Annotated in this window: 20 protein-coding genes; 4 read left to right on the forward strand and 16 right to left on the reverse strand. The window is 72.0% G+C overall.

Annotation, left to right across the window (positions count from 1 at the left end; translation table 11 throughout):
* Window positions 1-27: 27 nt before the first annotated feature.
* From FL583_RS28035 to leuS, 16 genes are all read right to left on the reverse strand, one after another.
* A complete protein-coding gene (locus tag FL583_RS28035; RefSeq protein WP_142707847.1) occupies window positions 28-756 on the reverse strand; it encodes a YggS family pyridoxal phosphate-dependent enzyme in 729 nt (242 codons plus the stop codon).
* On the reverse strand, window positions 753-1,919 hold the full coding sequence (ftsZ, locus tag FL583_RS28040) for a cell division protein FtsZ (protein WP_142707848.1): 1,167 nt from the start codon (window positions 1,917-1,919) through the stop codon (window positions 753-755). Before ftsZ ends, FL583_RS28035 begins: the two co-directional genes overlap by 4 nt.
* A 321-nt stretch (window positions 1,920-2,240) precedes the next feature.
* Entirely contained in the window at window positions 2,241-3,011 is a 771-nt protein-coding gene (locus tag FL583_RS28045) for a cell division protein FtsQ/DivIB (protein WP_142707849.1), read from the reverse strand.
* An 82-nt stretch (window positions 3,012-3,093) separates the two neighbouring features.
* Window positions 3,094-4,092, reverse strand: coding sequence for a hypothetical protein (locus tag FL583_RS28050; protein ID WP_142707850.1), 999 nt, complete (start codon window positions 4,090-4,092; stop codon window positions 3,094-3,096).
* A 79-nt stretch (window positions 4,093-4,171) separates the two neighbouring features.
* The gene (gene murC, locus FL583_RS28055; RefSeq protein ID WP_142707851.1) at window positions 4,172-5,593 is read right to left on the reverse strand and encodes a UDP-N-acetylmuramate--L-alanine ligase; all 1,422 of its coding nucleotides are present in this window, start codon (window positions 5,591-5,593) and stop codon (window positions 4,172-4,174) included.
* Window positions 5,590-6,705, reverse strand: coding sequence for a UDP-N-acetylglucosamine--N-acetylmuramyl-(pentapeptide) pyrophosphoryl-undecaprenol N-acetylglucosamine transferase (locus FL583_RS28060; RefSeq protein ID WP_142707852.1), 1,116 nt, complete (start codon window positions 6,703-6,705; stop codon window positions 5,590-5,592). The genes murC and FL583_RS28060 overlap by 4 nt, the downstream gene beginning before the upstream one ends.
* Entirely contained in the window at window positions 6,702-8,036 is a 1,335-nt protein-coding gene (ftsW, locus tag FL583_RS28065; protein WP_205752518.1) for a putative lipid II flippase FtsW, read from the reverse strand. Before ftsW ends, FL583_RS28060 begins: the two co-directional genes overlap by 4 nt.
* A gap of 51 nt (window positions 8,037-8,087) precedes the next feature.
* On the reverse strand, window positions 8,088-9,536 hold the full coding sequence (murD, locus tag FL583_RS28070) for a UDP-N-acetylmuramoyl-L-alanine--D-glutamate ligase (RefSeq protein WP_240746827.1): 1,449 nt from the start codon (window positions 9,534-9,536) through the stop codon (window positions 8,088-8,090).
* Window positions 9,537-9,553: 17 nt separating this feature from the next.
* Window positions 9,554-10,627 (reverse strand): phospho-N-acetylmuramoyl-pentapeptide-transferase, encoded by a 1,074-nt coding sequence (gene mraY, locus FL583_RS28075; RefSeq protein WP_142707854.1) that lies wholly within the window; start codon window positions 10,625-10,627, stop codon window positions 9,554-9,556.
* Window positions 10,624-12,012 (reverse strand): UDP-N-acetylmuramoyl-tripeptide--D-alanyl-D-alanine ligase, encoded by a 1,389-nt coding sequence (locus tag FL583_RS28080; protein WP_142707855.1) that lies wholly within the window; start codon window positions 12,010-12,012, stop codon window positions 10,624-10,626. The genes mraY and FL583_RS28080 overlap by 4 nt, the downstream gene beginning before the upstream one ends.
* Complete coding sequence (locus FL583_RS28085) at window positions 12,009-13,547, reverse strand: UDP-N-acetylmuramoyl-L-alanyl-D-glutamate--2,6-diaminopimelate ligase (protein WP_170323903.1); 1,539 nt, start codon at window positions 13,545-13,547, stop codon at window positions 12,009-12,011. Before FL583_RS28085 ends, FL583_RS28080 begins: the two co-directional genes overlap by 4 nt.
* A 22-nt stretch (window positions 13,548-13,569) precedes the next feature.
* The gene (locus FL583_RS40375; RefSeq protein WP_170323904.1) at window positions 13,570-15,258 is read right to left on the reverse strand and encodes a peptidoglycan D,D-transpeptidase FtsI family protein; all 1,689 of its coding nucleotides are present in this window, start codon (window positions 15,256-15,258) and stop codon (window positions 13,570-13,572) included.
* Window positions 15,259-16,205: 947 nt separating this feature from the next.
* The gene (ftsL, locus tag FL583_RS40380; protein WP_170323905.1) at window positions 16,206-16,652 is read right to left on the reverse strand and encodes a cell division protein FtsL; all 447 of its coding nucleotides are present in this window, start codon (window positions 16,650-16,652) and stop codon (window positions 16,206-16,208) included.
* A gap of 140 nt (window positions 16,653-16,792) precedes the next feature.
* The gene (gene rsmH, locus FL583_RS28100) at window positions 16,793-17,812 is read right to left on the reverse strand and encodes a 16S rRNA (cytosine(1402)-N(4))-methyltransferase RsmH (RefSeq protein ID WP_205752519.1); all 1,020 of its coding nucleotides are present in this window, start codon (window positions 17,810-17,812) and stop codon (window positions 16,793-16,795) included.
* Window positions 17,813-17,939: 127 nt separating this feature from the next.
* Entirely contained in the window at window positions 17,940-18,371 is a 432-nt protein-coding gene (mraZ, locus tag FL583_RS28105) for a division/cell wall cluster transcriptional repressor MraZ (RefSeq protein WP_142707859.1), read from the reverse strand.
* Window positions 18,372-18,624: 253 nt separating this feature from the next.
* Window positions 18,625-21,489, reverse strand: coding sequence for a leucine--tRNA ligase (leuS, locus tag FL583_RS28110; RefSeq protein ID WP_142707860.1), 2,865 nt, complete (start codon window positions 21,487-21,489; stop codon window positions 18,625-18,627).
* Window positions 21,490-21,596: 107 nt separating this feature from the next.
* On the opposite strand from leuS, the gene FL583_RS28115 reads away from it, so the two are divergent.
* The 4 genes from FL583_RS28115 to FL583_RS28130 are packed head-to-tail and all read left to right on the forward strand — an operon-like array spanning window position 21,597 to window position 26,465.
* On the forward strand, window positions 21,597-21,794 hold the full coding sequence (locus FL583_RS28115; RefSeq protein ID WP_142707861.1) for a hypothetical protein: 198 nt from the start codon (window positions 21,597-21,599) through the stop codon (window positions 21,792-21,794).
* Between the two features lie 53 nt (window positions 21,795-21,847).
* Window positions 21,848-22,834, forward strand: a complete 987-nt coding sequence (locus tag FL583_RS28120; protein ID WP_142707905.1) for an AAA family ATPase — start codon at window positions 21,848-21,850, stop codon at window positions 22,832-22,834.
* The gene (locus FL583_RS41930; protein ID WP_142707862.1) at window positions 22,831-24,150 is read left to right on the forward strand and encodes a DUF58 domain-containing protein; all 1,320 of its coding nucleotides are present in this window, start codon (window positions 22,831-22,833) and stop codon (window positions 24,148-24,150) included. The genes FL583_RS28120 and FL583_RS41930 overlap by 4 nt, the downstream gene beginning before the upstream one ends.
* A complete protein-coding gene (locus FL583_RS28130; RefSeq protein WP_142707863.1) occupies window positions 24,147-26,465 on the forward strand; it encodes a transglutaminase TgpA family protein in 2,319 nt (772 codons plus the stop codon). The genes FL583_RS41930 and FL583_RS28130 overlap by 4 nt, the downstream gene beginning before the upstream one ends.
* The last annotated feature ends 494 nt before the right edge of the window (window positions 26,466-26,959 follow it).

The raw sequence follows: 26,959 nt of genomic DNA on the forward strand, positions 1-26,959 counted from the left end.
AAATGACACGCGTGTAATTCCGCATTTTCAAGGCCTCACACTACCGTGTCGGGACACCCGTTTCCCGAGCAAAGCCGATCCGACACGCACATGTGTTGCTCCGTGTCGCACAGCCGACTCGAGGTCCCCGCTCATTCCGGCCGATATCCAGGTCGCGCCCGGGTGTGTCGCGACGAGGTCGGCCGAGAATTCGGCCAGCCGGGCGAAGGCGCGGTCGGGGTTCCCGCCTAACGGCGCGACCGCCATCAGACCGGACAGCCGCAGCGCCTCGTGTGCGGAGACCTCGTCCGCCAGTGCGGCCACTCCGGACGGAGCGACCCCACCGCGTCCTTCGGACGCACCCTCCTCCAGGTCGACCTGGAGCAGGACGTCGAGCGTCCCCTCGCGGTACTTGGCCGACGCCGAAGCCAACGCCGACGCCAACTCCGGACGGTCGACGCTGTGGACGACGTCCGCGTACCGGACGACCGACTTCGCCTTGTTCCGCTGGAGCTGCCCGACGAAGTGCCACCGCACGTCGAGATCGGTCAGTTCGGCGTGCTTGGCCCGGGCTTCCTGGTCTTTGTTCTCGGCGACGTCGGACACCCCGAGCGAGGCCAGCGCCGCGACATCCGACGCCGGCCACGTCTTGGTGACCGCGATCAGCGTGACGTCGGCCGGGTCGCGCCCGGCCTCCGCACACGCCGACGCGATCCGTCCGCGCACGTCGGCCAGCCCTGCCTCGAGTTCGGCGAGCCGGGCGTCCGGCGTCGTCACGCCCCGTTCTTGAGGAAGTCGGGGACGTCGACGTCGTCGAAGATCACACGCTTGGGCGCCGGGGCCGGCGGCTGCGGAGCCGGCGGCTGCGGCGCGGGCGCCGCCGACACCGGCTGGTTGGCCGGCTGACGCGGCGCATAGCCCGACTGGTCGGAGTACCGCTGCTGGTGCTGCTCCGCGTAGGACACCCGGCTGGTCGCCGCCCGGTAGGCCGGCGCGCCGCTGTCGAACCCGGCCGCGATGACCGTGACCCGGACCTCGTCGCCGAGCGCGTCGTCGATGACGGTTCCGAAGATGATGTTCGCGTCCTGGTGGGCCGCGTCCGCGACCAGCGAGGCAGCCTCGTTGATCTCGAACAGCCCCAGGTCGGAACCACCGGCGATCGAGAGCAGCACGCCGTGCGCACCCTCCATGCTGGCCTCCAGCAGCGGGCTGGAGATCGCGGCCTCGGCCGCCTCGACGGCCCGGTTCTCGCCGCGCGCCGAGCCGATACCCATCAACGCCGAGCCGGCCCCGCTCATCACCGACTTCACGTCGGCGAAGTCCAGGTTGATCAGACCCGGCGTGGTGATCAGGTCGGTGATGCCCTGAACACCCTGCAGCAGGACCTGGTCGGCCATCTTGAACGCGTCCATCATGCTGATGTCGCGGTCGCCCAGCGAGAGCAGCCGGTCGTTCGGGATGACGATCAGCGTGTCGCACTCGTTGCGCAGATCGTCTATGCCCGACTCGGCCTGTACGGCGCGGCGGCGGCCCTCGAACGCGAACGGGCGCGTCACGACGCCGATCGTCAGCGCGCCGAGCTTGCGGGCGATGCTGGCGACGACCGGCGCGCCGCCGGTGCCCGTGCCACCGCCCTCGCCGGCGGTGACGAACACCATGTCGGCGCCCTTGAGTACTTCTTCGATCTCGTCCTTGTGGTCTTCCGCGGCTTTGCGGCCGACGTCCGGATTGGCTCCGGCGCCCAGCCCGCGGGTGAGCTCACGGCCGACGTCCAGTTTGACGTCGGCGTCGCTCATCAGCAGCGCCTGCGCATCGGTGTTGATCGCGATGAATTCGACCCCTTTGAGGCCCACCTCGATCATCCGGTTGACGGCGTTGACGCCACCGCCGCCGATGCCGACGACCTTGATGACCGCCAGGTAGTTGTGCGGAGGTGTCATCGGTGTGCCTTCCTAGTGCGCATGGTCCCGTGAGGGCGACCCAGCTTCACGCGGCCGAACTCTCACCCTCTAGTAGAGCGTTACTATTATGTCAAGTGTTGATGTAGTCGGACGGTAGGCGTCGATGCGGGAGTGATTCAAGCAGCCACGCGGGCGTGTCCCGCGTGGATCACGCCGGGCGCCCATAGTCGACCATCAATGCAACATTGTTCCCTACCTGGGATAAATGTCCAAAGTGATCGGCGTTTGCCCCAGTCTCGACCTCCGGACCGGACAAGCTTTTCGCAACCCCTGCGACCGCGCCACCCCGGGGCTCGAGGTTTACCGGACGGTCACGACGTCCGGCGCGCTGACGTCGATCCGCTTACCCGACTCCTCCAGCAGCGCGGTGGCGATCGTCGCTTTGCGAGGGCTGTCGGCCGCGGTCCCCCAGAACACCACCCGGTCGTCGGCCAGACGGACCTCGACCCGCTGCGGCGAGTTCGCCACCACCGCGGTCGCGACCTCGCGCAGCGGCTTGGTGAGCGCGGTCGCGACCGCCAGCGCGGCCCGGGTGGCCGGATCGCCCGCCGACGGCTTCTTCACCTGGATCAGCGGCAGGCCGGCCGGGCGCGCGCTGACCGTCCGGAACGGAAATCCGCTCGCGTCGAGCAGCACGAACTGCTTCCCCCGGGCCGCCACCGCGACCGCCGACCGCTCCGCGATCGAGACCACGACCGTGTTCGGCCAGGCCCGCCGCACCTGCACCGAGGCCACCGCGGGGAGCGCGCCGACGCGCGCCGCGGCCGCCGCCGTGTCCAGTCGCGCCAGCGGCGTCCCGACCGGGATCGCGGCCGCGCGGGCCACCTGCTCCGCGGTGACGGTCCGCTCTCCGCGCACCGAGACGGTCCGGACGCCGAGCAGCGCCGATCCGAGCAGCGCCCAGACCGCCACCGACGCCACGACGACGACGCCCGCCACCAACGCGTAGGGGGCCACCGCACGCAGTCCCCGGCGACCCCGGCGGATCGCCCGTCGCCCACCGGCCCGGGCCGACGTCGTGGCCGCGTCCCGGCGGAGGCGCCATCGACGCGCCGGCCGGTCGGGCTTCACGATGCGGTCCTCCGGAACTCGAGTATCGACAACCGCGACACTCTAGCCGCGACGTACCCACGAGCCCCGGCGCCACGCCGTATCAGGCACTGGTCACCAGCGACGCCCGCAGCAACGCCATCGACCGCACCGCCGACCGCACCTCCTGCAGGATCTGGCTCTCGTCGTTCGTGTACGCCACCCAGTCGATCGACGCCTTCCCGGTGTCGACGCCCACCGTGTCCACTCCACACCCGAACCGCAGCCCGAGCGTCCGGACCGCGTCGGCGTGCTGGAACGGGACGTGCACGTCCGAAGTGGCGATCAGCACACTGTCGTCGGGCGAGAGCCCGACGATCTGCCGGCCCCAGAACGTCAGCGTGTCGGCGGTGTTGGCCCGGCGGACGGACGGCTCCGACGACGGCGCCGCCAGCACCTGGACCGGGACGTCCCCCGACGAGTACCGGCGGATCAGCCAGGCGTCCATCGGCACCTCGTCCCCTGGATCGGACGGGACGCCGTGGGCCTCGTCCACCCCGCTGCCCGGCGGCAGATCGAACGCCAGACGCAGCGCCAGATCCATCGCCGCGTGCTCCGACCGGCACGGGTACCCACCCAGCCGCGCGGCCTGGGCCTTCTCGTCGTCCCTGGTCGGCCGGAAGCTGCCCAGCCCGGCGACGTCACGAACCCGGACGCCCCCGTCGACGATCCGCGCTGCGAACTCGGCCCGGATCACGCAGGTCCGCACGCCCCCGCCGAGCACCAGCAGGTGGGTGTACTCGCCGCGGGCCGGTTCGGCGCGCAGCGACAGCCCCAGCGCGGTGGACGTCGCCCGGATCACCTCGTCGATGTGCGGGGCGAAATCCGGCCGCACGGCCTCCCAGCGCTCTCCGCCCTTCCGCGAGTCCCAGCGTTCCAGCGAGAACGCCTCCAGGAACGTCAGACGCTCGTCCAGCGATCCGTCCGGCAGGGAGCCGCCGAAGGCCCGGACCAGATCATGGAGCGGCTCGGACGCGGTCCAGCGGTCGATGCCGGCCAGGATCGCGTCCGGATCCGGACGCGCGGCCCGCTCGACCGGGAGGGGTACGGGGGCGTAACGCATCGGGGACCTCCGGCTGTACGACTGCCCGGAGCGACGTGCGCTCCGGGCAGTGGGGATCCCCGAGTGGCTACCCAAACGCTCAGCGATCGACGCGTTGCTCTTCGAGGGCGGCCAGGATCTCGGTGCCGAGCATCGAGATCGGCGGCGCGCCCATCGTCACGACGAGGTCGCCCGGCCGGGCCCGGCGCACGACCTCCGGCGCCACCGCCGACCACGACGGCTCGAACACGACGTCCTCGTGCGGCAGCGGCACGGCCCGGGCCAGCGGGGCGCCGCCCTGACCGGGTGCGCGCTCCTCGCCCGGCCCGAAGACCTCCATGACGACGACCTGGTCGGCCATCCCCAGCGACTCGGCGATCTCGTCCTGGAACGCGACCGTGCGGTACATCCGGTAGGGCTGGAACGCGACGATCAGCCGGCCGGTGCCGGCCAGCGTGCGCAGCGTCGAGAGCGCGGCGTTCATCGACGTCGGGTGGTAGGCGTACTCGTCGTACACCCGCACCCCGGCCGCGACGCCCTTGAGCTCGAACCGCCGCCGGACGCCCCGGAACTGGGCCAGCGACTCGACCGCCTTCGCCGGCTCGAGATCGAGCTTCACCGCGGTGACCAGCGCGGCGGCCGAGTTCAGGGCCAGGTGGATACCGGGCACCGGCACGCTCACCGCGCCGAGCTTGGTGCCGTCCAGCTCGGCCACGTACGAGGTCCCGGCGACGTCGCTGGCCTCCTCGGCCAGCCGCAGGTTGGCGTCGACCGAGCGTCCGTAGGTGAAGACGCGGCGGCCGGTCGACCGGGCGTACTCCCCCAACCGGGCCGCGCCGGCGTCGTCGGCGCAGACGACGACGAACCCGGACGGGTCGACGCGGTCGACGAACTCGCGGAACGCGGCCTCGAGCCCGGCCATGTCGCCGTAGGTGTTGAGGTGGTCGGCCTCGAGGTTCGTGATGATCGCCGCGTACGGCGAGTAGAGCAGGAACGAGCGGTCGCTCTCGTCGGCCTCGACGACGAAGTGCGGGCCGGAGCCGTGGTGCGCGCCCACGCCCGCGTCGGCGAACTCGCCGCCGATGAAGAACGACGGGTCGACGCCGCAGTGCTGGAGCACGGTGGTGACCATCGACGTCGTCGTGGTCTTGCCGTTGGTGCCGGCGATCGCGATCACCTGACGGCCGTTCATCGCGGTGACCAGCGCCTCGGCCCGGTGCAGCACGCGCAGCCCGAGCCGGCGGGCCTCGGCCAGCTCGACGTTGTCGGCCGGGATCGCGGTCGAGTACACGACCGTGTCGACGCCGGCCAGGTTCTCGGCCGCCTGTCCGAGGTGGATCGTCGCGCCGAGCGCCCGCAGCGAGTCCAGCGCCGGCCACTCCTTGATGTCGCTGCCGCTGACCGGGATGCCGCGGGTGAGCAGCAGCCGGGCCACACCGAGCATGCCGACGCCCCCGATGCCGATCACGTGCACGCGGCCCAGATCCTCGGCCGCCAGCTTCGACAGGTCCTGCTGGGTCACGCCTGCTCCTCCGCCCGCTGGTTCTCCCGTACCGCCTGGTAGACCAGGGCCAGCAGCGCCTCGTCACCATCCCGGCGACCGTATCCGGCGGCGGCGCGCCCCATGGCGGCTATCCGGTCGGGTTCACCCAACAGCGGTATCACGTTCTCCTCCAGCCAGGACGCGGACAGCTCCGAGTCCTCCACCAGCAGACCGCCACCGGCCCGGGTCACCGGCAGCGCGTTGCGTCGCTGCTCGCCGTTGCCGTGCGGGTACGGGACGTAGACGGCGGGGAGCCCGACCGCAGCCACCTCGGCGCAGGTCAGTGCTCCACCACGGCAGAGGATCAGGTCGGCCGCCGCGTACCCGAGGTCCATCCGGTCGAGGAACGGCAGCGTCACGTACTTCGTACCGGTCGGCTCGGGCATGATGTCGAGGGTGTTGCGGGCCCCGATGACGTGCAACACCTGGATGTTTGCCGCACCCAGGGCCTTCGCCGCGGCGGTGACGGCCAGGTTGATCGAGCGGGCCCCCTGCGAGCCGCCGGTGACGAACAGCACCGGCTTGTCCTGGTCGAGCCCGAAGTGCTCGCGGGCCGCGGCCCGGGTGGCCGCGCGGTCGAGCGTCGAGATGTTCCGGCGCAGCGGCACGCCGACGACCGTGCCGTTCCGCAGCGTCACGTGCTCACCGCCGAGACCGACGAACGGCGTGAAACGCGCGCCGACCTTGTTCGCGATGCCGGCCGGGTCGTTCACCTCGTGGACGACGGCCGGGAGCTTCTTCTTGCGGGCCGCCAGGTAGGCCGGCAGCGCCACGTAGCCGCCGAACCCGACGACCACCTCGGCGTCGACCTTCTCCAGCACCTCGGCCACCGCGTTGACGCTGCGCCGGATCCGGCCGGGCGTCCGGGCCAGATCGGCGTTGGGACGCCGGGGCAGCGGGTAGGCCGGGACCAGCTCGAGATCCCAGCCCCGGGCCGGGATGATCTCGGTCTCCAGGCCCTTCGGGGTGCCGAGGCAGGTGATGCGGGCGTCCGGGTGGTACCGGCGGATGCACTCGGCCAGCGCCAACGCCGGCTCGATGTGTCCGCCCGTCCCGCCACCGGCGAGGACGACCGAGCGCAACACGGTCACCGACGACCTCCTGTCCGTGTTCGGTGAGTGGGCCTGCCTAAGGGGCGCCCGGCCCGCCCAGACCGTAACGCCTGCCGGGAACGGCCGGGCAGCTCGGGCAGCGGGATCCCCGCCCACCGCATCCACCAGGGACGGCCGCGGGCGTGGAGGGCGAGCACGGCTTCGGGCTCGTGCCGGGCGAAGCTGGCCAGCATGCCGACGACGAACATGGTGAGCACGAGCGAGCTACCGCCCGCCGAGATCAGCGGCAGCGGGACGCCGGTGATCGGCAGCAGTCCCACGACGCCCCCCATGTTGACGAGAGCCTGTCCGGCCAGCCAGACCGTACCGGCGGCGGCAACGAGCCGGCGGAAGGGGTCGTCCACCCGGGTCGCGACCCGGATCCCGGCGTAGGTCAGGGCCCCGAACAGCACCACGACGACGAGACACCCGAGGACGCCGAGCTCCTCGCCGATGATCGCGAAGATGAAGTCGTTGTGGGCCTCGGGGAGCCCGCCCCACTTCTCCCGGCTCTGGCCCAGCCCGAGGCCGAACCAGCCGCCGGTACCGAGCGAGTAGAACCCGCGCACGACCTGGTAGCCGGCCTGGTCCTGATGGGCGAACGGGTCGGTGAAGCTGGTCAGCCGGGAGATCCGCTCCGGGTTGCCGGCGATCAGCGGTACCAGCCCGACGACCGCGATCGCGCCGAGCGTCGCGAACACCCGGAACCGGACGCCGGCCGTCCAGAGCAGCGCGATCAGGATGAACAGCAGCAGGACCATGCCGCCGAAGTCCTCGATGCCGACCAGCCCGAACAGCACGACCGAGACGACCAGCAGCGGCACGGCCAGGTGACGCCACTCGGTCAGCAGCGGACGCTTGCGCACCAGCACGGCCGAGCCCCACAGCACCAGCGCGAGCTTGGCCACCTCCACCGGCTGGATCTGGATCGGGCCGATCGCCAGCCACAGCTTGGCGTCGTTGACCTCTTTGCCGAGGAACGGCAGCAGCAGGAGCAGGATCACCGCGAGCACGACGAGCGGCCAGCCGAGCATCGGCCAGACCCGCATCGGCAGGCGCAGCGCGAGCCAGAACGCCGGGATGCCCAGCACCGCGAACGTCAGCTGCTTGATGAAGATCGTGAACGCCGAGCCGGAGGTCGCGTAGGAGTCGATGCTCGACGCGGAGAGCACCATGATCAGGCCGAGACCGAGCAGCAGCCCGGAGCTGGCCAGCAGGAGGTAGTACGAGGCCATCGGACGGCGCAGCAGCCCGCTGACGGCCTCGCGGGGCCGCACCGGCGGGCGGTGCGGCCCGGCAGGCGCGTCGGGCTCGATCCTTGCGGCCGTCATGCGTTCATAGTCGGGCCTGGGTGGCCCGATCTGCAGTACCGCTCCCGCGTGTCACCGCAGCGACTCGACCGCGGCGGCGAACGCGTCGCCGCGGTCGGCGTAGTCCTGGAACATGTCCCGCGAGTCCGCCGCCGGCGCCAGCAGCACGGTCGGCTCCGCCTCGCCGCCGCCGACGGCCCGGCCCGCCGCGGAGGCGGCCGCGCGGACGGCGGCCGTCATCACGTCCGCGGCGTACTCCGCTTTGCTCCGTCCGGCCGACGGCACCCGGACCTCGTCCTCCGGTCCGTCGCCCACCCGCACCACCGGGACGTCCGGCGCGAACTTGCGGATCGCGATCGCCAGCGCGTCCCGGTCGCGCCCGAGCAGCACGGCCGCCCCGAGCACGTCGGCGACGGTCTCGACCAGCGGATCCGGGTCGATCTTGAGCATCCCACCGGCGATCCAGGTCACCCGGTCGTACGCCCGCAGCGCCGCGACCGTCGCGTGCGGGTTCGTCGCCTTGCTGTCGTCGACGTACCGGACCCCGTCGACCACGCCCAGGTCACGTGACCGGTGCGCGGCCGGCGTGTAGCTCTGCAGGCCCGCCGCGACCGCGTCCGGCGCGACCCCGTAGGCCCGGGCCAGCGCGGCCGCGGCCAGCGCGTTGGCCACGTTGTGCGGCCCCACCGGCCGGACGTCGGACACGTGCGCGAGCACCACCGAGTGCCCGAACGCCCGGTCGACCAGCACGTCGCCCACCACGCCGAGCTCCCCCGGCTCGGGCGGCCCGAGCCGGAACCCGACCTTGCGCCCGGCCGCACCGGCCAGCATCGCCGCGACCCGCGGGTCGTCCAGGTTGCCGATCGCGATCGTCTCCGGCGATGTCCAGAGCTTGGCCTTGGCCGCCGCGTACGGGTCGAACCCGCCGTGCCAGTCCAGGTGGTCCTCGGCCAGGTTGAGCACGGCCCCGGCCAGCGGCGCCAGCGTCGACGACCACTCCAACTGGAAGCTCGAGAGCTCGACCGCGACCGCGTCGTAGACGTCGTCGCCGAGCACGACGTCGATCAGGTTGCGGGTGCCGATGTTCCCGGCCGCGACCGTCCGCAGGTTCGCCGCGGCCAGCATCCCGGCCAGCATCAGCGTCGTCGTCGTCTTGCCGTTGGTGCCGGTGACCGCGAGCCAGGGAGCGGCCGACGGCGGCCGGACCCGCCAGGCCAGCTCCGGCTCGCTGAACACCTCGAGGCCGGCCGCCCGGGCCGAGCCCAGCAGCGGGTCCGACGGCGGCCACCCCGGCGACGTCACGACGACGTCGATACCGGGCGGCAGGTCGTCGGAAGAATCGAGGAGGACCGTCGCACCGGCCGCACGCAGCGCGGGCAGCCGGCCGGAGTCCTCCAGCCACTTGTTGGCCGCGCCCCAGTTCGACGTCTTCGACCGCTCGAACACGACGACCTCGGCCCCGAGCCGGGCCAGCGCGGGCACCACCGAGTCGGACGTGACGCCGACGCCGGTGACCAGCACCCGCTTACCCCGGAAATTCACTTCAACGCGCCCAGATAGTCGGCGAAGAAGACGCCGAGCCCGGCCGCCACGAAGAACCCGGCGATGATCCAGAATCTGACGACGATCGTGGTTTCCTGCCAGCCGGCCAGCTCGAAGTGATGTTGCAGCGGGGCCATTCGGAACACCCGTTTACCGGTGCTGCGGAACGAGATGATCTGGATGACGACCGACATCGTCACGATCACGAACAGGCCGCCCAGGATCAGCAGAAGCAGCGTCGTCCGGGTGGTGAGGGCGAGGCCCGCGATCAGGCCACCGATGCCGAGCGCGCCGGTGTCGCCCATGAACAGCCGGGCCGGGGGTGCGTTCCACCAGAGGAACCCGGCCAGCGCGCCGGCCGCCGCGGCCGCGATCAGCGCGGTGTCGAGCGGGTCGCGGACCTCGTAGCAGTAACCGTTCGGCCCCGGGACCTCACCGCAGATGTGCCGGTACTGCCAGAACCCGATCAGGATGTAGCCCAACAGCACCATGATCGACGGCCCGGTCGCCAGCCCGTCCAGGCCGTCGGTGAGGTTCACGCCGTTGGCCGCCGCGATCACGACGAACGCGAAGAACAGCGCAGCGCCGACCTGAGTCAGGTTCGCCCAGTCGAGATCCCGGGTGAACGAGAGCTTCTCGGACGCGATCGTGTACCCCTTCTCGTCCGGCAGGTTCAGCGCCAGGAACGCGAACCCGGCCGCGACGACGGCCTGGCCGATCAGCTTGCCCCGCTTGTTCAGGCCGAGGCTGCGCTTCTTGCGGATCTTGATGAAGTCGTCGAGGAAGCCGACCAGCCCCATGCCGACGAACAGCCCGAGCAGCGTCACCGCGGTCGGGCTGACCCGGCCGTCACCGATCACGATCTGCGCGACGATGTACGCGATCACCGTGGCCAGGATGAAGACGATGCCGCCCATCGTCGGCGTACCGCGCTTGGAGGCGTGGTGCTTCGGCCCCTCCTCGCGGATCTCCTGGCCGAACTTCAGCTGGTGCAGCCAGCGGATCGCGACCGGGGTACCGAAGATCGAGACGACGAAAGCCACGAACGCCGCGGCGAGAACCGACTTCACGCCGGGCCACCCCCGGTCAACGCGTCCACCACTCGATCCAAGCGCGCCGAGCGGGACGCCTTGACCAGCACCACGTCGCCGGGTGCGACCTGCTCGCTGAGCAGCCGTACCGCGGCGTCGACGTCGGGAACGTGCACCGATTCCTCTCCCCAGGACCCTTCGAGCACCGCACCGGCGTGGATGGCGCCGGCTTCGGCGCCCACCACGACCAGCCGGTCGATGTCCAGCCGCACGGCCAGCCGGCCGATCGCGTCGTGCTGTTCGCGGCTGGTCTCGCCCAACTCCCCCATGAACCCGAGCACCGCCCACACTCGGCGACGGCCCTGCGACATGGCTTTCAGCGCCTTCAGCGCGGCCCGGACCGAGTCCGGGTTCGCGTTGTAGCTGTCGTCGACGACCGTCACGCCGTCGGCCCGCTCGGTGACCTCCATCCGGCGCCGGCTCACCGGCACCGCGCCGGCCAGCACCTCGGCCACCTCATCCAGGGTCAGGCCGAGCTCCAGGCCCACGGCGGCCGCGGCCAGACCGTTGCCCACATGGTGCTCGCCGTGCAGCTTCATCGCGACCTTCGCGGTGGCCTCTCCCGCGCGGATCACGAACGCCGGCCGTCCGGCCGCGTCCAGCTCGATGTCGTCGGCCCGGACGTCCGCGTCCGGCGCGACGCCGACCAGCACGACCCTGGCCTTCGTCCGGTCGCGCATCGCGCGCACCCGCGGGTCGTCCGCGTTGAGAACGGCCAGTCCTTCGGACGGCAGCGCCTCGACGAGCTCACCCTTGGCCTGCGCGGTCACCTCGACGGATCCGAACTCGCCGACGTGCGCGGTGCCGACGTTCAGGACGACGCCGATCCGCGGCGGCGCCACCTCGGTGAGCCAGCGGATGTGGCCCACCCCCCGGGCGCTCTTCTCCATCACCAGGTAGCGGGTGTCGCGGTCGGCGCGCAGCGCGGTCCACGGGTGCCCGAGTTCGTTGTTGAACGAGCCCGGCGGGGCCACGGTCGGGCCGAGCCGGCGGGTGACCGCGGCCAGCAGGTCCTTCGTGGACGTCTTCCCGCTGGAGCCGGTGACCCCGATGATCGTCAGGTCGGGCAGCCGGTCGACGACGGCCCGGGCCAGCTTACCCAGCGCGATCAGCGCGTCGTCGACGAGCACCGTCGGGACGTTCAACGGGCGGGTGGCCAGCACCGCGACCGCGCCGGACTCGACCGCGCCCGCGGCGAAGTCGTGGCCGTCGACGCGTTCGCCGGCCAGAGCCACGAACAGGCCGCCCGGCGTCACCGCGCGGGAGTCGTACTCGACCGTGCCGGTGACGACCGTGGCCGGGTCGCAGTTGCGGAGGTCACCGCCGGTCGCGGCCGCGATCTCGGCCAGCGTGAGCGGGATCATGCCCGGGCTCCTTCTGCGCGGGCCGCCAGCGCGGCCGCGAGCACCTCGCGGTCGTCGAACGGGTGCACCACCCCGGCGACCTCCTGTCCCTGCTCGTGTCCCTTGCCCAGTACGGCGACGCAGTCGCCCGGCCCGGCCCGCTCGACCGCGGTCGCGATCGCCGTGGCCCGGTCCCCCACCTCGATCACCTCGGCCCGCTCCGCGGCCGGGACCCGCGCCACGCCGGCCAGCATCGCCGCCCGGATCGCGGCCGCCTCTTCCGAGCGCGGATTGTCGTCCGTCGCGACGAAGACGTCCGACGCCCAGGCGGCCGCTTCTCCCATGAGCGGACGCTTGCCCGCGTCCCGGTCTCCGCCGCAGCCCAGCACGGCGATGAGCCGTCCGGACGTGACCGGGCGCAGCGCGGCCAGCGCGGCCGCCACCGAGCCCGGGTCGTGCGCGTAGTCCACGATGCCGGTCGGGCCGCTCGGGCCGCCGACCCGTTCCATCCGCCCCGGTACCTGGCCAGCGTGTGCCACCGCGTCGACGGCGGTGGCGGTCTTCACTCCCACGGTGCCCAGGATGGCGATGGCCATCAACGCGTTCTCGACGCTGTACGCCCCGGGCATCGCGACCTGCGCGTTCGTGGTGCCCTCGGGACCGGAGACGGTGAAGTCCTGAACGAACGCGTCCGGTCCGCGCTCGACGACCCGCCAGGCCGCCTCCGGGTCTCCGGCCGCGGACACCGTGACCAGGTCGGTCGTGCCCGCGATCTCGGCGGCCAGGCGACGTCCGGACGCGTCGTCGGTGTTGACCACCGCGCGTCGCGAGCGGCCGTCGAACAACCGGGCCTTGGCCCGGAAGTAGTCCTCGACGTCTTTGTGGAAGTCGAGGTGATCGGCGCCGAGGTTCGTGAACGCGCCGACCGCGAACCGCACGGCGGCGACCCGGTCGAGGGCCAGCGCGTGGCTGGACACCTCCATGACGACGGCGGTCACTCCCCGTTCCCGCGCCACCGCGAGCAATGCCTGCAGATCAGGGGCCTCCGGCGTGGTGCGGGCCGAGTGCAACCGCTCCCCGGCGATCCGGGTCTCGACGGTGCCGAGCAGTGCGGTGGTGTGCCCGGCGGCGCGCAGCCCGGCGTCCACCAGGTACGAGGTCGTCGTCTTGCCGTTCGTCCCGGTGATGCCGATGACGGTGAGCGACGCGCTCGGGTCACGGTAGACGCGGGCGCTGACCGCGCCGAGCACGGCGCGGGGACGGTCGACGACGATCATCGGCAGCCCGGTCTCCCGGGCCAGGTCGACACCGGCCGTGTCGGTGAGGATCGCGACCGCACCGGCCTCGGCCGCGCGGGCCGCGAAGCGGGCGCCGTGCGTGCGCGCGCCCGGGAGCCCGGCGAACAGGTCGCCGGACCGGATCGCGGAGCTGTCGTGGGTCACCCCGGTGACGCGGGCGGAGGCGCTCCCGACGAGGCGGCCACCGGCGATCTCGGCCAGTTCCGGGATCGGAACGGGCGTCTCGAGCGCAGGCCGCGGGACGCTGGCGTTGGACACGGGCACAGACCCTACCGCCGCCCTAGCCGTACAAGGTGATCGGTGGGGCCGGGGCGCCCGAGGGTGACACCCCGTAACGACGCAGCGTGAAACCGGCCAGGTCGGAGAACGTGGGTCCGGCGATGGCGCCGCCGACCCCTTCCGGAGTGTGAATGAACACACTGATGACATAGCGTGGGGAATCGGCCGGGACGATGCCGATGAACGAGGTCACGTTCCCGGGCATGTATTTGTTGCCCTCGGCGCGCTTACCGGTGCCGGTCTTGCCCGCGACGATGTAGCCGGGAACGGCGGCGAGCGGCGCGGTGCCCTCCGGGGTGGCGATCGCGCTCATGTCCCGGACGACGGTCTTCGCCGCCTCCTCGCTGACGATCCGCTTGGGCTTCGGGCGGGCGGTCGGCTGCACGGTGCCGTCCGGGGCCACGACGCTCTTGACCAGCTGGGGCTGGACCTTCATCCCGTTGTTGGCCAGCGTCGCGTAGAGCGCGGTCATCTGCAGCGGCGTCGCCGCGACACCGAGTCCGATCGGGATCGAACCGGCCGACGGGCCGCTCCAGTTGGCCGGCGGCTGGACGATGCCGGCCGACTCGCCCGGCAGGCCGATGCGGGTCTTCGTGCCCAGGCCGAACGCGCGCTGGTAGGCGTAGAGGCGGTCGGCGCCGAGCTTGTCGGCGACCATGATCGTGCCGACGTTGCTGGACTGGGCCAGGATGCCCATCAGCGTGTAGTTGGGCGACCCGTGCTTGTGGGTGTCGCGGTAGGTGACCCCGCCCTTCTCGATCGTCTCCGGCAGCGTGAGGATCGAGTCGGGCTTGATCACGCCGGAGTCCAGGCCGCCGGAGATCGTCAGCGCCTTGTGGACCGAGCCCGGCTCGACGATCGCGGTCGTGGCCAGGTCGAGCGTGGAGCCCGGCTTGATCGTCGACGGGTTGGACGCGTCGTAGCTGGGCGAGCTGACCATCGCGCGGATCTCGCCGGTGCGGGCGTCCATGACGATCGCCGAGCCGCTCCAGGCCTTGGTGGCCTTGAGCCGTTCGGTGAGCAGCTTGTTGGCCTGGTACTGGAGGTCGCGGTCGAGCGTGAGGACGAGGTCGGAGCCGGCCTTGGCCGGGACGGTCTTGTGGTAGCCGTCGGGGATCTCCTGGCCGCCGGTGCCCTCGTCGTAGACGCGTTCGCCATTGACGCCCTGGAGGGTGCCGTTGAAGCCGGATTCGAGGCCGGCCAGGCCGGTGCCGTCGGTGCCGGTGTAGCCGATGACGTTGGCCGCGAACTGGCCGCCGGGGACCTCGCGGACCTGGTCGTCCTGCACGATCAGGCCGGGGATCTTCTTCGTCCTGGCCAGCGCGCTGACCGCGTCGCCGACCGCCAGCGAGACCTTCTTCTTCAGGATCACGTAGCGGTTGGGGGTGCCGTCGGCGTGTTTGTCGTGGGAGAGCTTCTCCTCGACCGCGGCGACCGGCATCTGGAGCAGCGGGGCCACGGCCGCGGCGACCTCGGACTTGTCGGCGATGTAGCCGGGGTCGGCGGCGATCGTCGCGCCCTGGACGTCGTGGGCCAGCACGTTGCCGTCTCGGTCGAGGATCGCGCCCCGGGGGGCGTAGAGCTCGAGGCTGACCCGGCGGGAGTCGGCGGCGAGGGCGGCGTACTGGGAGCCCTCGGTGGTCTGGATCTGGACGAGACGCCCGCCGACGGCGGCGAACAGCGCGAGCATGACCGCGAGCGAGATGCGGAGGCGCGCGTTCGGGTTGCCGAGTCTCGGGAGGTGGCGGCGGGTTCTTCTGGCTGGTGGGGGTACGGGGGGCATGCGGACGCTCGTCCGCCGCGGCGGCCGGACACCGTCCGATTCCCACGCGGCGGAGCCCCCGCGGCGCGACCGGCCGCCCGGAGCGGCCCCCCGCCGGGCGTGTCCCCGACCGTCGCCACGGCCGACCGCCGCACGGCCGGATCCGCCGCCACGGGACGGGCTGCCGGACGCGCTGCGGCCACCGCCTGGGCGGGCGCCACCGGAACCGCCGCCGGACGCACCGCGGGCGGAACCGCCGCTGCGAGACGAGGCGCCGGACGCGCTGCGGCCCGAGTTCGTGCGCGTTCCGTCGGATGCGCCGCCGGCGGAGCCGTCACCGCGAGATGTGCCGCGGCCGGAGCCCGCGCGTGCACCACCGCGAGACGAGCCGCTGGATGCTGCGCCGCCGCGTGTTCCACCACCACCGCCGGACGTGCCGCGGCCCGATCCGCCGGAGCCGCGAGACCCGCCGGCGGAGGCGCCGGCGGACCCGCTGCGACCGGAGGCGCCAGCCGACGCGGTGCGGGCGGGGGCGCCGGCTGGCGCGCTGCGGGCGGAGCGGGCTTCGCGGGCGCTGCCGCGGGGCCCTTCGCCGGATCCGCCGCCGGGCGTGGACCGGGCGGATCCTCCGGCGCGCGCGCCGGAGCGCGGGCTGCGGCCGGAGCCGCCGTCGGAGCTCCCGCGGGCGCTGCCGGCGGTGCCGGTTCGGGCGGGGCGGGGTTCGGGGGGTGTGGCGCCCTCGCGGACGGTCTTGCCTCGGGGGTGGTACTGCTGAGCGTCGGACAGCGTCTGGCGGCGCGGCCGGAACGGGACGACGTTCTCGTCCCGCGCCCGGCCGCGACCAGCCCGCGACCCCTTCGGTGGCTCTGCCGCCATCACCGGCCAGCCGACGAACTCGGCGAACCGCTGGGCGATCCTCCGGGTGACTCGCCGGGCGACGAGGAAGACCCGGCCGTCGACGGGGTCGGCGTCGGTGACGGCGGCGCGGTGGCCGGCGTCGGAGTCCCGGCCACCTTCCCCTCGGGCAGCTTCACGAACCCGGGGTCACCCGCCGGAACCAGCCCCATCTTCTTGGCCCGCTCCTCGAGCTTCTGCGGCGACTCCTGCCCGTCCAGCGCCTGCTGGAGCCGCTGCTCCTCCTTGTCGAGCTTCTCCTGCCGGGTGTCGAGGTCGTGGATCCGGAACGCGTTCTCGTTGACCGCGGTGTTCAGCAGCACCAGCCCGATCAACCCACCGATAGCCAGCGCCAGCACGAGCACCACGAACGGCGCCCGCGACGACGCGGCCGACCGCCCCGACGGCACCGAGGGCGACGGCGGCACGCTGATCGGAATCGGAGCCCGACGACGGTCCCGCGACCGGCCGCGATCGACGGGACGACCAGGCGCCACCTTGGGCGTGATCGGCCGTCCCTCGCGGACCGCGCCCGGACGCGATCGCACACCGGTACGTGAGCCCGACATCATGTCACCCCGCTCCCAGAACCACTTAGCCGTTCCACTGCCCGGAGCCGCACCGATGCCGCTCTCGGGTTCGCTTCGATCTCGTCCGGACCCGCCGTCTCCGCCCCCCGGGTGAGCAACCGGAACCGCGGCCCGTACTCGGGCAGCGCCACCGGCAGCTCCGGCGGCGTCCGGTCCTGCGTCACGGCCGCGAACGCCTGCTTGACCAGCCGGTCTTCCAGCGACTGATACGACATCACGACGATCCGCCCGCCCGGCCGGACCGCGTCCAGCGCGGCCGGGAGCGCGTTGCGCAACGCGTCGAGCTCGCCGTTCACCTCGATCCGCAACGCCTGGAACGTCCGCTTGGACGGGTTGCCGCCGGTGCGCCGGGCCGGCGCCGGGATCGCGTCCCGCACCAGCTCGACCAGCCGGGCGCTGGACGTCAGCGGGGCCTTCTCCCGCTCCCGGATGATCGCCGCCGCGATCCGGGACGCGAACTTCTCCTCGCCGTACGTCCGCAGGATCCGGGCCAGGTCACCGTGGGAGTACGTGTTGAGCACCTCGGCCGCGGTGATGCCCCGGCTGGTGTCCATCCGCATGTCCAGGGGCGCGTCCCGGGCGTACGAGAAGCCTCGCTCGTCCTCGTCCAATTGCAGGGACGACACCCCGAGGTCGAAAAGAAAACCGTCAACCGAGTCCACATCGGCCTGAACCAAGGCGTCGGCAATTGCGTCGTAGATAGCGTGGACGAACCGGACGCGGCTCGCGTTCGGTCCCAGACGTTCGGCCGCGCGACGCAGAGCGTCCGGATCGCGGTCGATACCGACGACGGTGAGTGAGGGGTGAGCGGCGAGCATCGCCGCGGTGTGGCCGCCGAGGCCGAGCGTGGCGTCGACCACGACGGCGCCGGGGCCGCTGATCGCCGGAGCCAGGAGCTCCAGGCAGCGGTCGAGCAGCACCGGAACGTGGACATCGGAATGGGGGGCGGCTCCGGCGCCGGAAGGGACGTGCGCACACGTCTCCTCATCAGCCGCCATGCCGCCCCCTCGTCGGTGACCCATGCCGCCAGGTCCCCATCCGCTTCGCGTGGCCTGGCGCCGGGGAAGGTGCGCCAGGAGATTCGCCAAGCGGCTGGAGACCTCACGCCACGGGACGTGAACGTCGTCAGAAGATGCCGGGCAGCACCTCCTCTTCCACCTCTGCGAACGCTTCCTCGGAATCGGCGAGGTAGGTGTCCCAGGCCTGCCGATCCCAGATTTCGACCCTCGTGCTGGCCCCGATCACCACGCAGTCCCGGTCGAGACCGGCGTACTCGCGAAGGTGAGCGGGGATCGTGATGCGCCCCTGACGATCAGGAACCTCGTCGTGGGCACTGGCGAAGAACACCCGGCTGTAGGCCCGGGCGGCCTTGTGTGTCATCGGAGCGGCGCGGAGCTGCTCGGCGACCCGGCTGAACTCGGCCATCGGGAAAACGAAAAGGCATCGTTCCTGCCCTTTCGTCACCACCAAACCTCCTGCCAGCTCGTCGCGAAACTTCGCCGGCAGGAAGAGCCGACCTTTCTCGTCCAAGCGAGGCGTGTGCGTGCCGAGAAACACCGCACCCACCACCCCTTGGCCCGGAGCATCCCAGACGCTCCATCACGCCCCACTGTACTCCACTTCCCCCCACCGTCAACGACTCAAACCTGTAGCTGCCGGATATCGGACCGATGTCTTCGCAGGTCAGCCTGGTGGTGCGCAGGTGGGGCGGATTGGCGGGCCCGAGCAGGTTGGCACAGATGAAACGGGCCGGTGCTCCCGACTACGCGGAAACACCGGCCCAGTGGGACGGGAGTTGCAGATGTGAAATTCAGACCACGATCGTCACGATTCGGCCGGGAACGACGATCAGCTTGCGGGGCTCGGCACCGGCCAGGATCGCCGCGACCTTCGGCTCGGCGACCGCCGCGGCCCGCACCGCCGCCTCGTCGGCGTCGGCCGGGACCGTGATGCGACCCCGCACCTTGCCGTTGACCTGAACCGGGTATTCGATCTCGGGCGCGGTCAGCAGGGCCGGGTCCGCGGCCGGGAACGGGTGGTAGGTCAGCGTCTCGCCGTGACCCAGCTTCTCCCACAGCTCCTCGGCCAGGTGCGGCGCGAACGGCGCCACCATCAGCGTCATCGGCTCCACGACCTCGCGCGGGGTGCCGGTGCTGCCGTAGGCCGACGTGACGTGGTTGGTCAGCTCGATCAGCTTGGAGACCGCGGTGTTCGTCCGCAGCCCCTCCAGGTCACCCCGGATGCCGTCGATCGTGCGGTGCAGCAGACGCCGGGTCTCGTCGTCGGCCGGCTCCTCGGTGACCCGCAGCGCGCCCGACTCCTCGTCGACCGCGGTGCGCCACAGCCGCTGCAGGAACCGCATCGAGCCGACGACCGCCCGGGTCTCCCACGGACGGGAAACGTCCAGCGGGCCCATCGACATCTCGTACACGCGGAACGTGTCGGCGCCGTACTCGGCGCACATGTCGTCGGGGGTCACGACGTTCTTCAGCGACTTGCCCATCTTGCCGTACTCGCGGTTCACCGGTTCGCCGTGGAACCGGTAGCCGCCGTCGGCCTCCACGACCTCGTCCGCGGCCACGTAGGTGCCCCGGGCGTCGGTGTAGGCGTAGGCCTGGATGTAGCCCTGGTTGAACAGCCGGCCGAACGGTTCGGACGAACGCAGGTGGCCCAGGTCGAACAGCATCTTGTGCCAGAACCGCGCGTACAGCAGGTGCAGCACCGCGTGCTCCACCCCACCGACGTACAGGTCGACGCCGCCGGCCGGCTTGTCGGCGTCGGGGCCCATCCAGTACTGCTCGTTGGCCGGGCTGACGAACTCGTTCTCGTCGGTCGGGTCCAGGTAGCGCAGCTCGTACCAGCACGAGCCGGCCCACTGCGGCATCGTGTTGGTCTCCCGCCGGTACTGCTTCGGGCCGTCACCCAGGTCCAGCGTGACGTTCACCCAGTCCTCGGCCCGGGCCAGCGGCGGCTCGGGGTCGGTGTTCGCGTCGTCCGGGTCGAACGTCCGCGGCGAGTAGTCGTCGATCTCCGGCAGTTCGACGGCCAGCATGTCGTCGGGCAGCGCGACCGGCAGGCCGTCGGTGTCGTAGACGATCGGGAACGGCTCGCCCCAGTACCGCTGGCGGCTGAACAGCCAGTCGCGCAGCTTGTAGGTGGTCGTCGCCTCGCCGTGGCCGTTCTCGACCAGCCAGTTGATGATCTCGCGCTTGGCGTCGGCGACTCCCAGGCCGTCCAGGAAGCCGGAGTTGATCGCCGGACCGTCGCCGGTGAAGGCCTTGCCGTCGAAGCCGTCGGTCGGCTGCACGGTCCGGACGATCGGCAGGTCGAAGACCTCGGCGAACTCCCAGTCGCGCTCGTCCTGGCCGGGGACGGCCATGATCGCGCCGGTGCCGTAGCCGGTCAGCACGTAGTCGGCGACGAACACCGGGACGCGCTCGCCGTTGACCGGGTTGATCGCGTAGGCGCCGGTGAAGACGCCGGTCTTCTTGCGGGCGTCGGCCGACCGCTCGATATCGGACTTCGCGGCCGCCTGGGCCTGGTAGGCGGCCACCGCGGTCGACGGGTCCTCGGCGGTCTTCCAGGCCGACGGGGTGTCGGCGGGCCACTCGTCGGCGACGATCGCGTCCAGCAGCGGGTGCTCCGGGGCCACGACCAGGTAGGTCGCGCCGAACACGGTGTCGGGCCGGGTCGTGAAGACGCGAATCGGGGCGTTCGGGGCGCTGTGCCGCCGCTTGGGCGCGCCCTCGGCGATGTGGAAGTCGATGTACGCACCGGTCGAGCGGCCGATCCAGTTGCGCTGCATCAGCTTGATCGACTCCGGCCAGTCGACCTCGTCCAGGTCGTCGGCCAGCCGGTCGGCGTACGCGGTGATCCGCATCATCCACTGGCGCAGCCGGCGCTTGAAGACCGGGAAGTTGCCGCGCTCGGACCGGCCGTCGGCGGTGACCTCCTCGTTCGCCAGCACCGTGCCCAGGCCGGGGCACCAGTTGACCGGGGCCTCGGACAGGTAGGCCAGCCGGTGACTGTCGATCAGCTTGCGCTGCTCGATGCGGGACAGCTCGGCCCAGGGCGCGCCGTTGACGACGCGGTGACCGGCTTCGAACTCTTCTTCCAGCTCGGCGATCGGGCGGGCCCTACCGGCCTTCTCGTCGTACCAGGAGTTGTAGATCTGCAGGAAGATCCACTGCGTCCAGCGGTAGAAGGAAATGTCGGTGGTGGCCAGCAGCCGACGGCTGTCGTGGCCGAAGCCCAGCCGGCGCAGCTGCGCGCGGTATCGCTCGATGTTCTCTTCGGTCGTCTTTCGGGGGTGCGTGCCAGTCTGGACCGCGTATTGCTCAGCGGGCAGGCCGAACGCGTCGAAGCCCATCGGGTGCAGGACGTTGAAGCCCAGCATCCGGTGGTAGCGCGCGAAGACGTCGGTACCGATGTAACCCAGCGGGTGGCCGACGTGCAGGCCCGCACCGGAGGGGTACGGGAACATGTCCATCACGTACAGCGGCTTCCCGCCGTCGTTGTGCCAGCCCGGAGTGGGCGCGGCCAGCGGGCCGGAGGGGTTCGGCGAGTGGAACGTGCCTTCGGCCTCCCAGCGGTCCTGCCAGCGCTTCTCGATCGCCGCGGCCAGCGTGGCGGTATAGCGGTGGGCCGGGGCGTCGGCGGGAGTCTGCTCGCTCATCGTGGGATTCCTCGGGGCTTAAAACTGGATAAAAGAACTGCGGGGCCACCACGTGCCGGGTGAACGTCTCAAGACACGAAAAAACCCCTCGCCATGGAGGGGTAGCCGTGCTGATCGGACGTCAGCACGGCCTGGTAAGGAGGAGCGCTCCGGCTCGCATCATGCGCGCATCATACCGCTCCGTAGTGGTGGGCGCCGACTGGGATAACGCCGGTGACAAAACTGCATTAAACGGTATGGAAGTGCAGAGCAATTCCGATCGCCTGGCGGTCGTGACGGATCCTGGAACAATGGTCGCGGGGTGAGCGCCCCTATCAGACGCACGTCCGGAGGGCAGTCGGTGACGACGCACGGCACACTGGAGAACTACGGAGCCCCGGCCGACCTCGGTGGGGTCCGGGTCGTCACCGACCGCATCGTGGCCAACGTGGAGCGGGTGATCGAGGGCAAGACCGCGACGATCACGCTCGCGGTCGCGGTTCTCCTGGCCGAGGGCCACCTCCTGATCGAGGACGTGCCCGGCGTCGGCAAGACCAAGCTGGCCAAGGCGCTCGCGCGGTCGATCGACGGTTCGGTCCGGCGCATCCAGTTCACGCCCGACCTCCTGCCCTCCGACGTCACCGGGGTCAGCATCTACAACCCGGAGAACCGCTCGTTCGAGTTCAAGCCGGGCCCGGTGTTCGCGAACCTGGTCGTCGGCGACGAGATCAACCGGGCCTCGCCGCACGCCCAGTCCGCGCTGCTCGAGTGCATGGAGGAGCGCCAGGTCACGGTCGACGGCGTCACCTACCCGCTGCAGCACCCGTTCATGGTCGTCGCGACGCAGAACCCGACCCAGATGGCCGGCACCTATCCCCTGCCCGAGGCGCAGCGCGACCGGTTCACCGCCCGGCTGGCGATGGGCTATCCCGACCGGCGCTCCGAGCTCGCGATGCTCGACGGCCACGGCGAGGCCGACCCGCTGGACGGCCTGCGCCCGGTCTGCGACGGCAACGAGATCCGCATGCTGATCGACATGGTGCACCGCGTCCACGTCGCCGAGCCGGTGAAGTGGTACGTCATCGACCTGGTGAGCGCGACCCGCAACAACCCCGATCTGCGCCTGGGCGCCAGCCCGCGGGCCAGCCTGCAGCTGCTGCGCACGGCCCGGGCCTTCGCGGCGATCGAGGGCCGCGACTACGTCCTTCCCGACGACATCCAGCGACTGGCCGCGCCCGTGCTCACCCACCGCCTGATCCCGACCGAGGAAGCCGTGTTCAACCGGCGCACCGCCGAGGTCATCCTGGCCGATCTCGTCGCGAGGGTCCCGGTGCCGGACGCGCGGGGCGGGCGTAGGACCCGGTGATCCGGGCCGCTCTCCGGGGGCTCACGACCCGCGGCCGCAGCTTCCTGGCCGCGGCGGCCGCGGCGACACTGTCGGCCTTCGTGCTCGGGGAGCGCGAGCTGCTCCAGGTGGCCGGGCTGCTTGCCGCGCTGCCGATCCTGGCCGTGGTCGCGGTGGCCCGCACCCGGTACCGGCTCTCGTGCACCCGCTCAGTGCATCCCGGCCGCATCCAGGCCGGCACGGCCGCGTCGGTGACGCTCCGGCTGGAGAACCTGTCCCGGGTGCCGACCGGGGTGCTGCTGCTCGAGGAACAGCTGCCGCCCGCCCTCGGTGAGCCGCCGCGGTTCGTTCTCGACCGGCTGTCGAGCCGCCAGTGGAGCAGCGTCGACTACCCGATCCGGGTCGACGTCCGCGGCCGGTACGAGATCGGTCCGCTGACCGTCCGGCTCTCCGACCCCTTCGGGCTCTGCGAGCTGACCCGCTCGTTCACCCGCACCGAGCGGATCGTCGTCACGCCCCAGGTGGCTCCCCTGCAGCCGATCCCGCTGGAGGGCGACCGGTCCGGCAGCTCGGTCAGCCAGCCCCGGTCGACGGCGTCCCGGGGTGAGGACGCGGCGACCACCCGCGAGTACCGACACGGCGACGACTACCGCCGGGTGCACTGGCGGTCGACCGCCCGCACCGGCGAGCTGATGGTCCGGCGGGAGGAGCAGCCGCGCGAGTCGACCGGCACCGTCCTGCTCGACGCCCGGTTCGCCGGCCACCGCGGTACCGGTCCGGCGTCCAGCCTGGAGTGGGCGGTCAGCGCGGCCGCCAGCATCACCTGCCATCTGCTGCGAGCCGGCTTCGACCTGCACCTGGTCACCGACTCCGGGCTCGACCAGTCCCTGTCGTCGGGCGCCGGCGGCGAGAACATCGCGCTCGGGCTGCTGGCCGAGGTCGAGGCGAGCCGGATCCAGTCGCTCGGCATGGCGCTCGAACGCTTCCGGCACGAACGCGACCAGCTCCTCGTCGCCATCGTCGGCCTGCTGACGCCGGAGGAGTGCACGCGGCTGGCCGCGGCCCGCACCGGCGGGACGTCGATCGCGGTGCTGATCGACTCCACCGCGTGGGCGTCGATCCCGTCGGCCGCGAAGGCCGAGGCCGACCGGCGCTACCAGGAGAACATCGGGCGGCTCTCGGCCGCCGGCTGGCGGGTGATGCCGGCCCGGCCGGGCGCCCGGATCAGCAGCCTCTGGGTGCCGTCGGAGCCGACGTCGGGCCCGTCGACCATGCACGTCCCGCCGGCGCCCGGCAACGGGATCCGCTCGAACGGGTTTCACGGAGTGTCCTCATGAATCGTCGGACGTACGTATCGGTGGTCGCCGGGGCGGCGACCGTGCTCGCGGCGACGTCGCTCACCGGCGTCTTCGACGGGATGTCGTGGTTCCCGGTGGTGGCCGGCAGCATCATCGTCGTCACGCTGGCCGGCCTCGGCGCCCGCGCGCTGCGGACGCCGCCGTGGCTGCAACCGGTGGTCGGCGCCGTCGCCGTGCTGCTGTACACGACCGTCGTCTTCGGCCACGACCGGTTCCTGGGTCTCGTCCCCACCCCGGCGACGATCACCGGGTTGCGCGCCGACATCCAGACCGCGTTCGCGGACATCGCCGAGCTGGCCGCCCCGGTGCCCGCCCGGCCGGGGATCCTGCTGCTCACGGTGGCCGGCGTCGGCATCGTCGCGATTCTCGTCGACCTGCTGGCGTCGGTGCTCGGCCGGGCCGCGCTGGCCGGGCTGCCGTTGCTCGGCTTGTACACGGTGCCGGTCGCGGTCGACCGGGAGGGCATCGGCTGGGTGCCGTTCGCGCTGGGCGCGGCCGGGTTCTGCTGGCTGTTGACCGCCGAGCACGGCACGACGATCCGGCGCTGGGGCCGCCCGTTCCGGGCCGGCTCGGCGGCCGAGCCGTCCCGTTCGGGGTCGCTGGTCGCCGGGCGGCTCGCGGTGTTCGGCATCGTCCTGGCCGTGCTCCTGCCGGCCGGGGTGCCCGCGCTCTCCGCGGAGGGGCTGCACTCGCTGTTCAACGGTGGGCTGCCGGGCACCGGCAGCGGCCGGACCGTCACCGCGATCAACCCGGTCACCGAACTGCGCGGCCAGCTGATCCAGGACGACCCGGTCGAGCTGCTCCGGATCCGCTCGAACGACCGTGACCCGTTCTACCTGCGGCTGGCCACGCTCGAGCGGTTCACCGGCAACGGCTGGACGCTGCGCGACATGTCGGCCAAGCCCGAGGCCCGGGTCCGCGAGGGCGTGCCGAACGTCTCCGGCATCAGCGGTGGCACGCCCACCGTCTCGCAGAAGACGACGATCGAGATCACCGGCCTGACCCAGTCCCGCTACCTGCCGCTGTACTCGAACCCGACCGCGGTCGACGTCAAGGGCGACTGGCGGTTCGACCGGGGCTCGGAGGCCGTGTTCAGCACGGTCGACACCACCAAGTCGCTGAAGTACACGTTCGAGTCGCGCCGGGTGCGCTACTCGGCCGAGTTGCTGCGCAACGCCCCGCCGCCGCCGACCGACAGCTCGATCGCCCGTTACACGCAGCTGTCCAACCCCGAGCCGAGCGTCAAGAAGCAGGTCGACCAGCTCATCGCGGGCAAGTCGAACGAGTACGAGCGCGCGGTCGCGCTCAACAACTTCTTCTCGCCCGAGAACGGGTTCGTCTACGACCTGCAGACGCCCGCGGGCACCAGCCAGAGCGCGATCGTCGACTTCCTCGACAAGCGGCGCGGCTACTGCGAGCAGTACGCGTCGGCGATGGCCTACATGGCCCGGGTGGCCGGCCTGCCGGCCCGGGTCGCGATCGGGTTCGGCTACGGCGCGCCCGAGGGCAACTACACGACGATCACCAGCCACGACGCCCACGCCTGGGTCGAGATCTACTTCAGCGGGATCGGTTGGGTGCCGTTCGACCCGACGCCGCCGACCGGCCAGGGCCGCACCGGCAACCTGGCCTGGGTCGACGACAACGCGACCAACCCGGGTGACACGGCCGCGCAGACCGCGCCCGAGGAGCAGCCCGAGGCGGCCGGCCCGTCCCAGGCCGCTCCCGAGCCCGAGGCCAGCGACGACGCCGCGGCCGCGGCGACCGAGCAGGACAAGAACAAGGACAGCGGCCCGACCCTGCTGTCGATCCTCATGACGATCCTGCTCTGGGTGCTGGGTGCGCTGGTGGTCGTCGCGCTGGCCGTGACTCCGGCGCTGGTACGCCGGGCCGTGCGGGCGAAGCGGCTCGCCGCGGTGTCACGTCCGGGTGACCCGTCGGCGGCCGCGCACGCGGCCTGGGACGAGGTCATGGACACGCTCACCGACCTCGATGCGGCCGGGGACGGTGGCGAGACGCCTCGGGGCCTCTCGAAGCGGCTGGGCTCGGACGGTCTGGACGGCCAGGCCCAGGGTGCCCTGACGCTGCTGGCGCACGCCGAGGAGCAGGCCAGGTATGCGCCGAGAATGGGGGCGGTGCCGGGGTTGGCTGATGCGGTGGTGACGGTGCGGGCTGCGTTGCATCAGAAGTCGCCGAGGCGGAGGAGGATTCTGGCGGAGTTGGCGCCGGCGTCGACGCTGGAGAGGGCGGGTTCTGCCGTGCGCTCGATACCGGCCAAGGCCCGCCGAAGCTAGCTGCCACCTGAGCTCGGCGCCCCGACGGCCGCGCGCCCCGGCGCTCGGGCGCCCCGGCGGGCGGGCGCCCCGACGGGCGGGCGCCCCGGCGGGCGGACGCCCCGGCGGTCGGGCGGCTCACGGCCGGAGCAGCTCACGGTCGGGGCAGCTCAGCAGACGGGGCAGCTCAGCACATGGGCAGCTCAGCGGCCCCTCGGCGGCGGCACCCGGCAGCGGAAGTGCGCCGTGAGGGCGCACGACGCTTTGAGCGGCCCGGCGCCGCTCCCCTACCGCGGTGAGTGGGGGCTTCGCGCGACGCGCGGGGGTGCTAGACGGCTCAGCGCGCCGCAGGGCGCCTCAGCACGTGGCGCGGGGTGCCAGGCAGCTCAGCGGTAGCGCGGGCGGCGCAAATGAGCAGACCCCGGCCAGGGGTGCATCGGGGCCGATCGGCGCAACTGGGCGCCCTCGGGTCAGGTAGGTGCGTTTGGGCAAGCTCACCGGTCCGAACGCGTCCG

This window comes from Cryptosporangium phraense, assembly GCF_006912135.1.
GTDB classification, from domain to species: Bacteria; Actinomycetota; Actinomycetes; order Mycobacteriales; family Cryptosporangiaceae; genus Cryptosporangium; species Cryptosporangium phraense.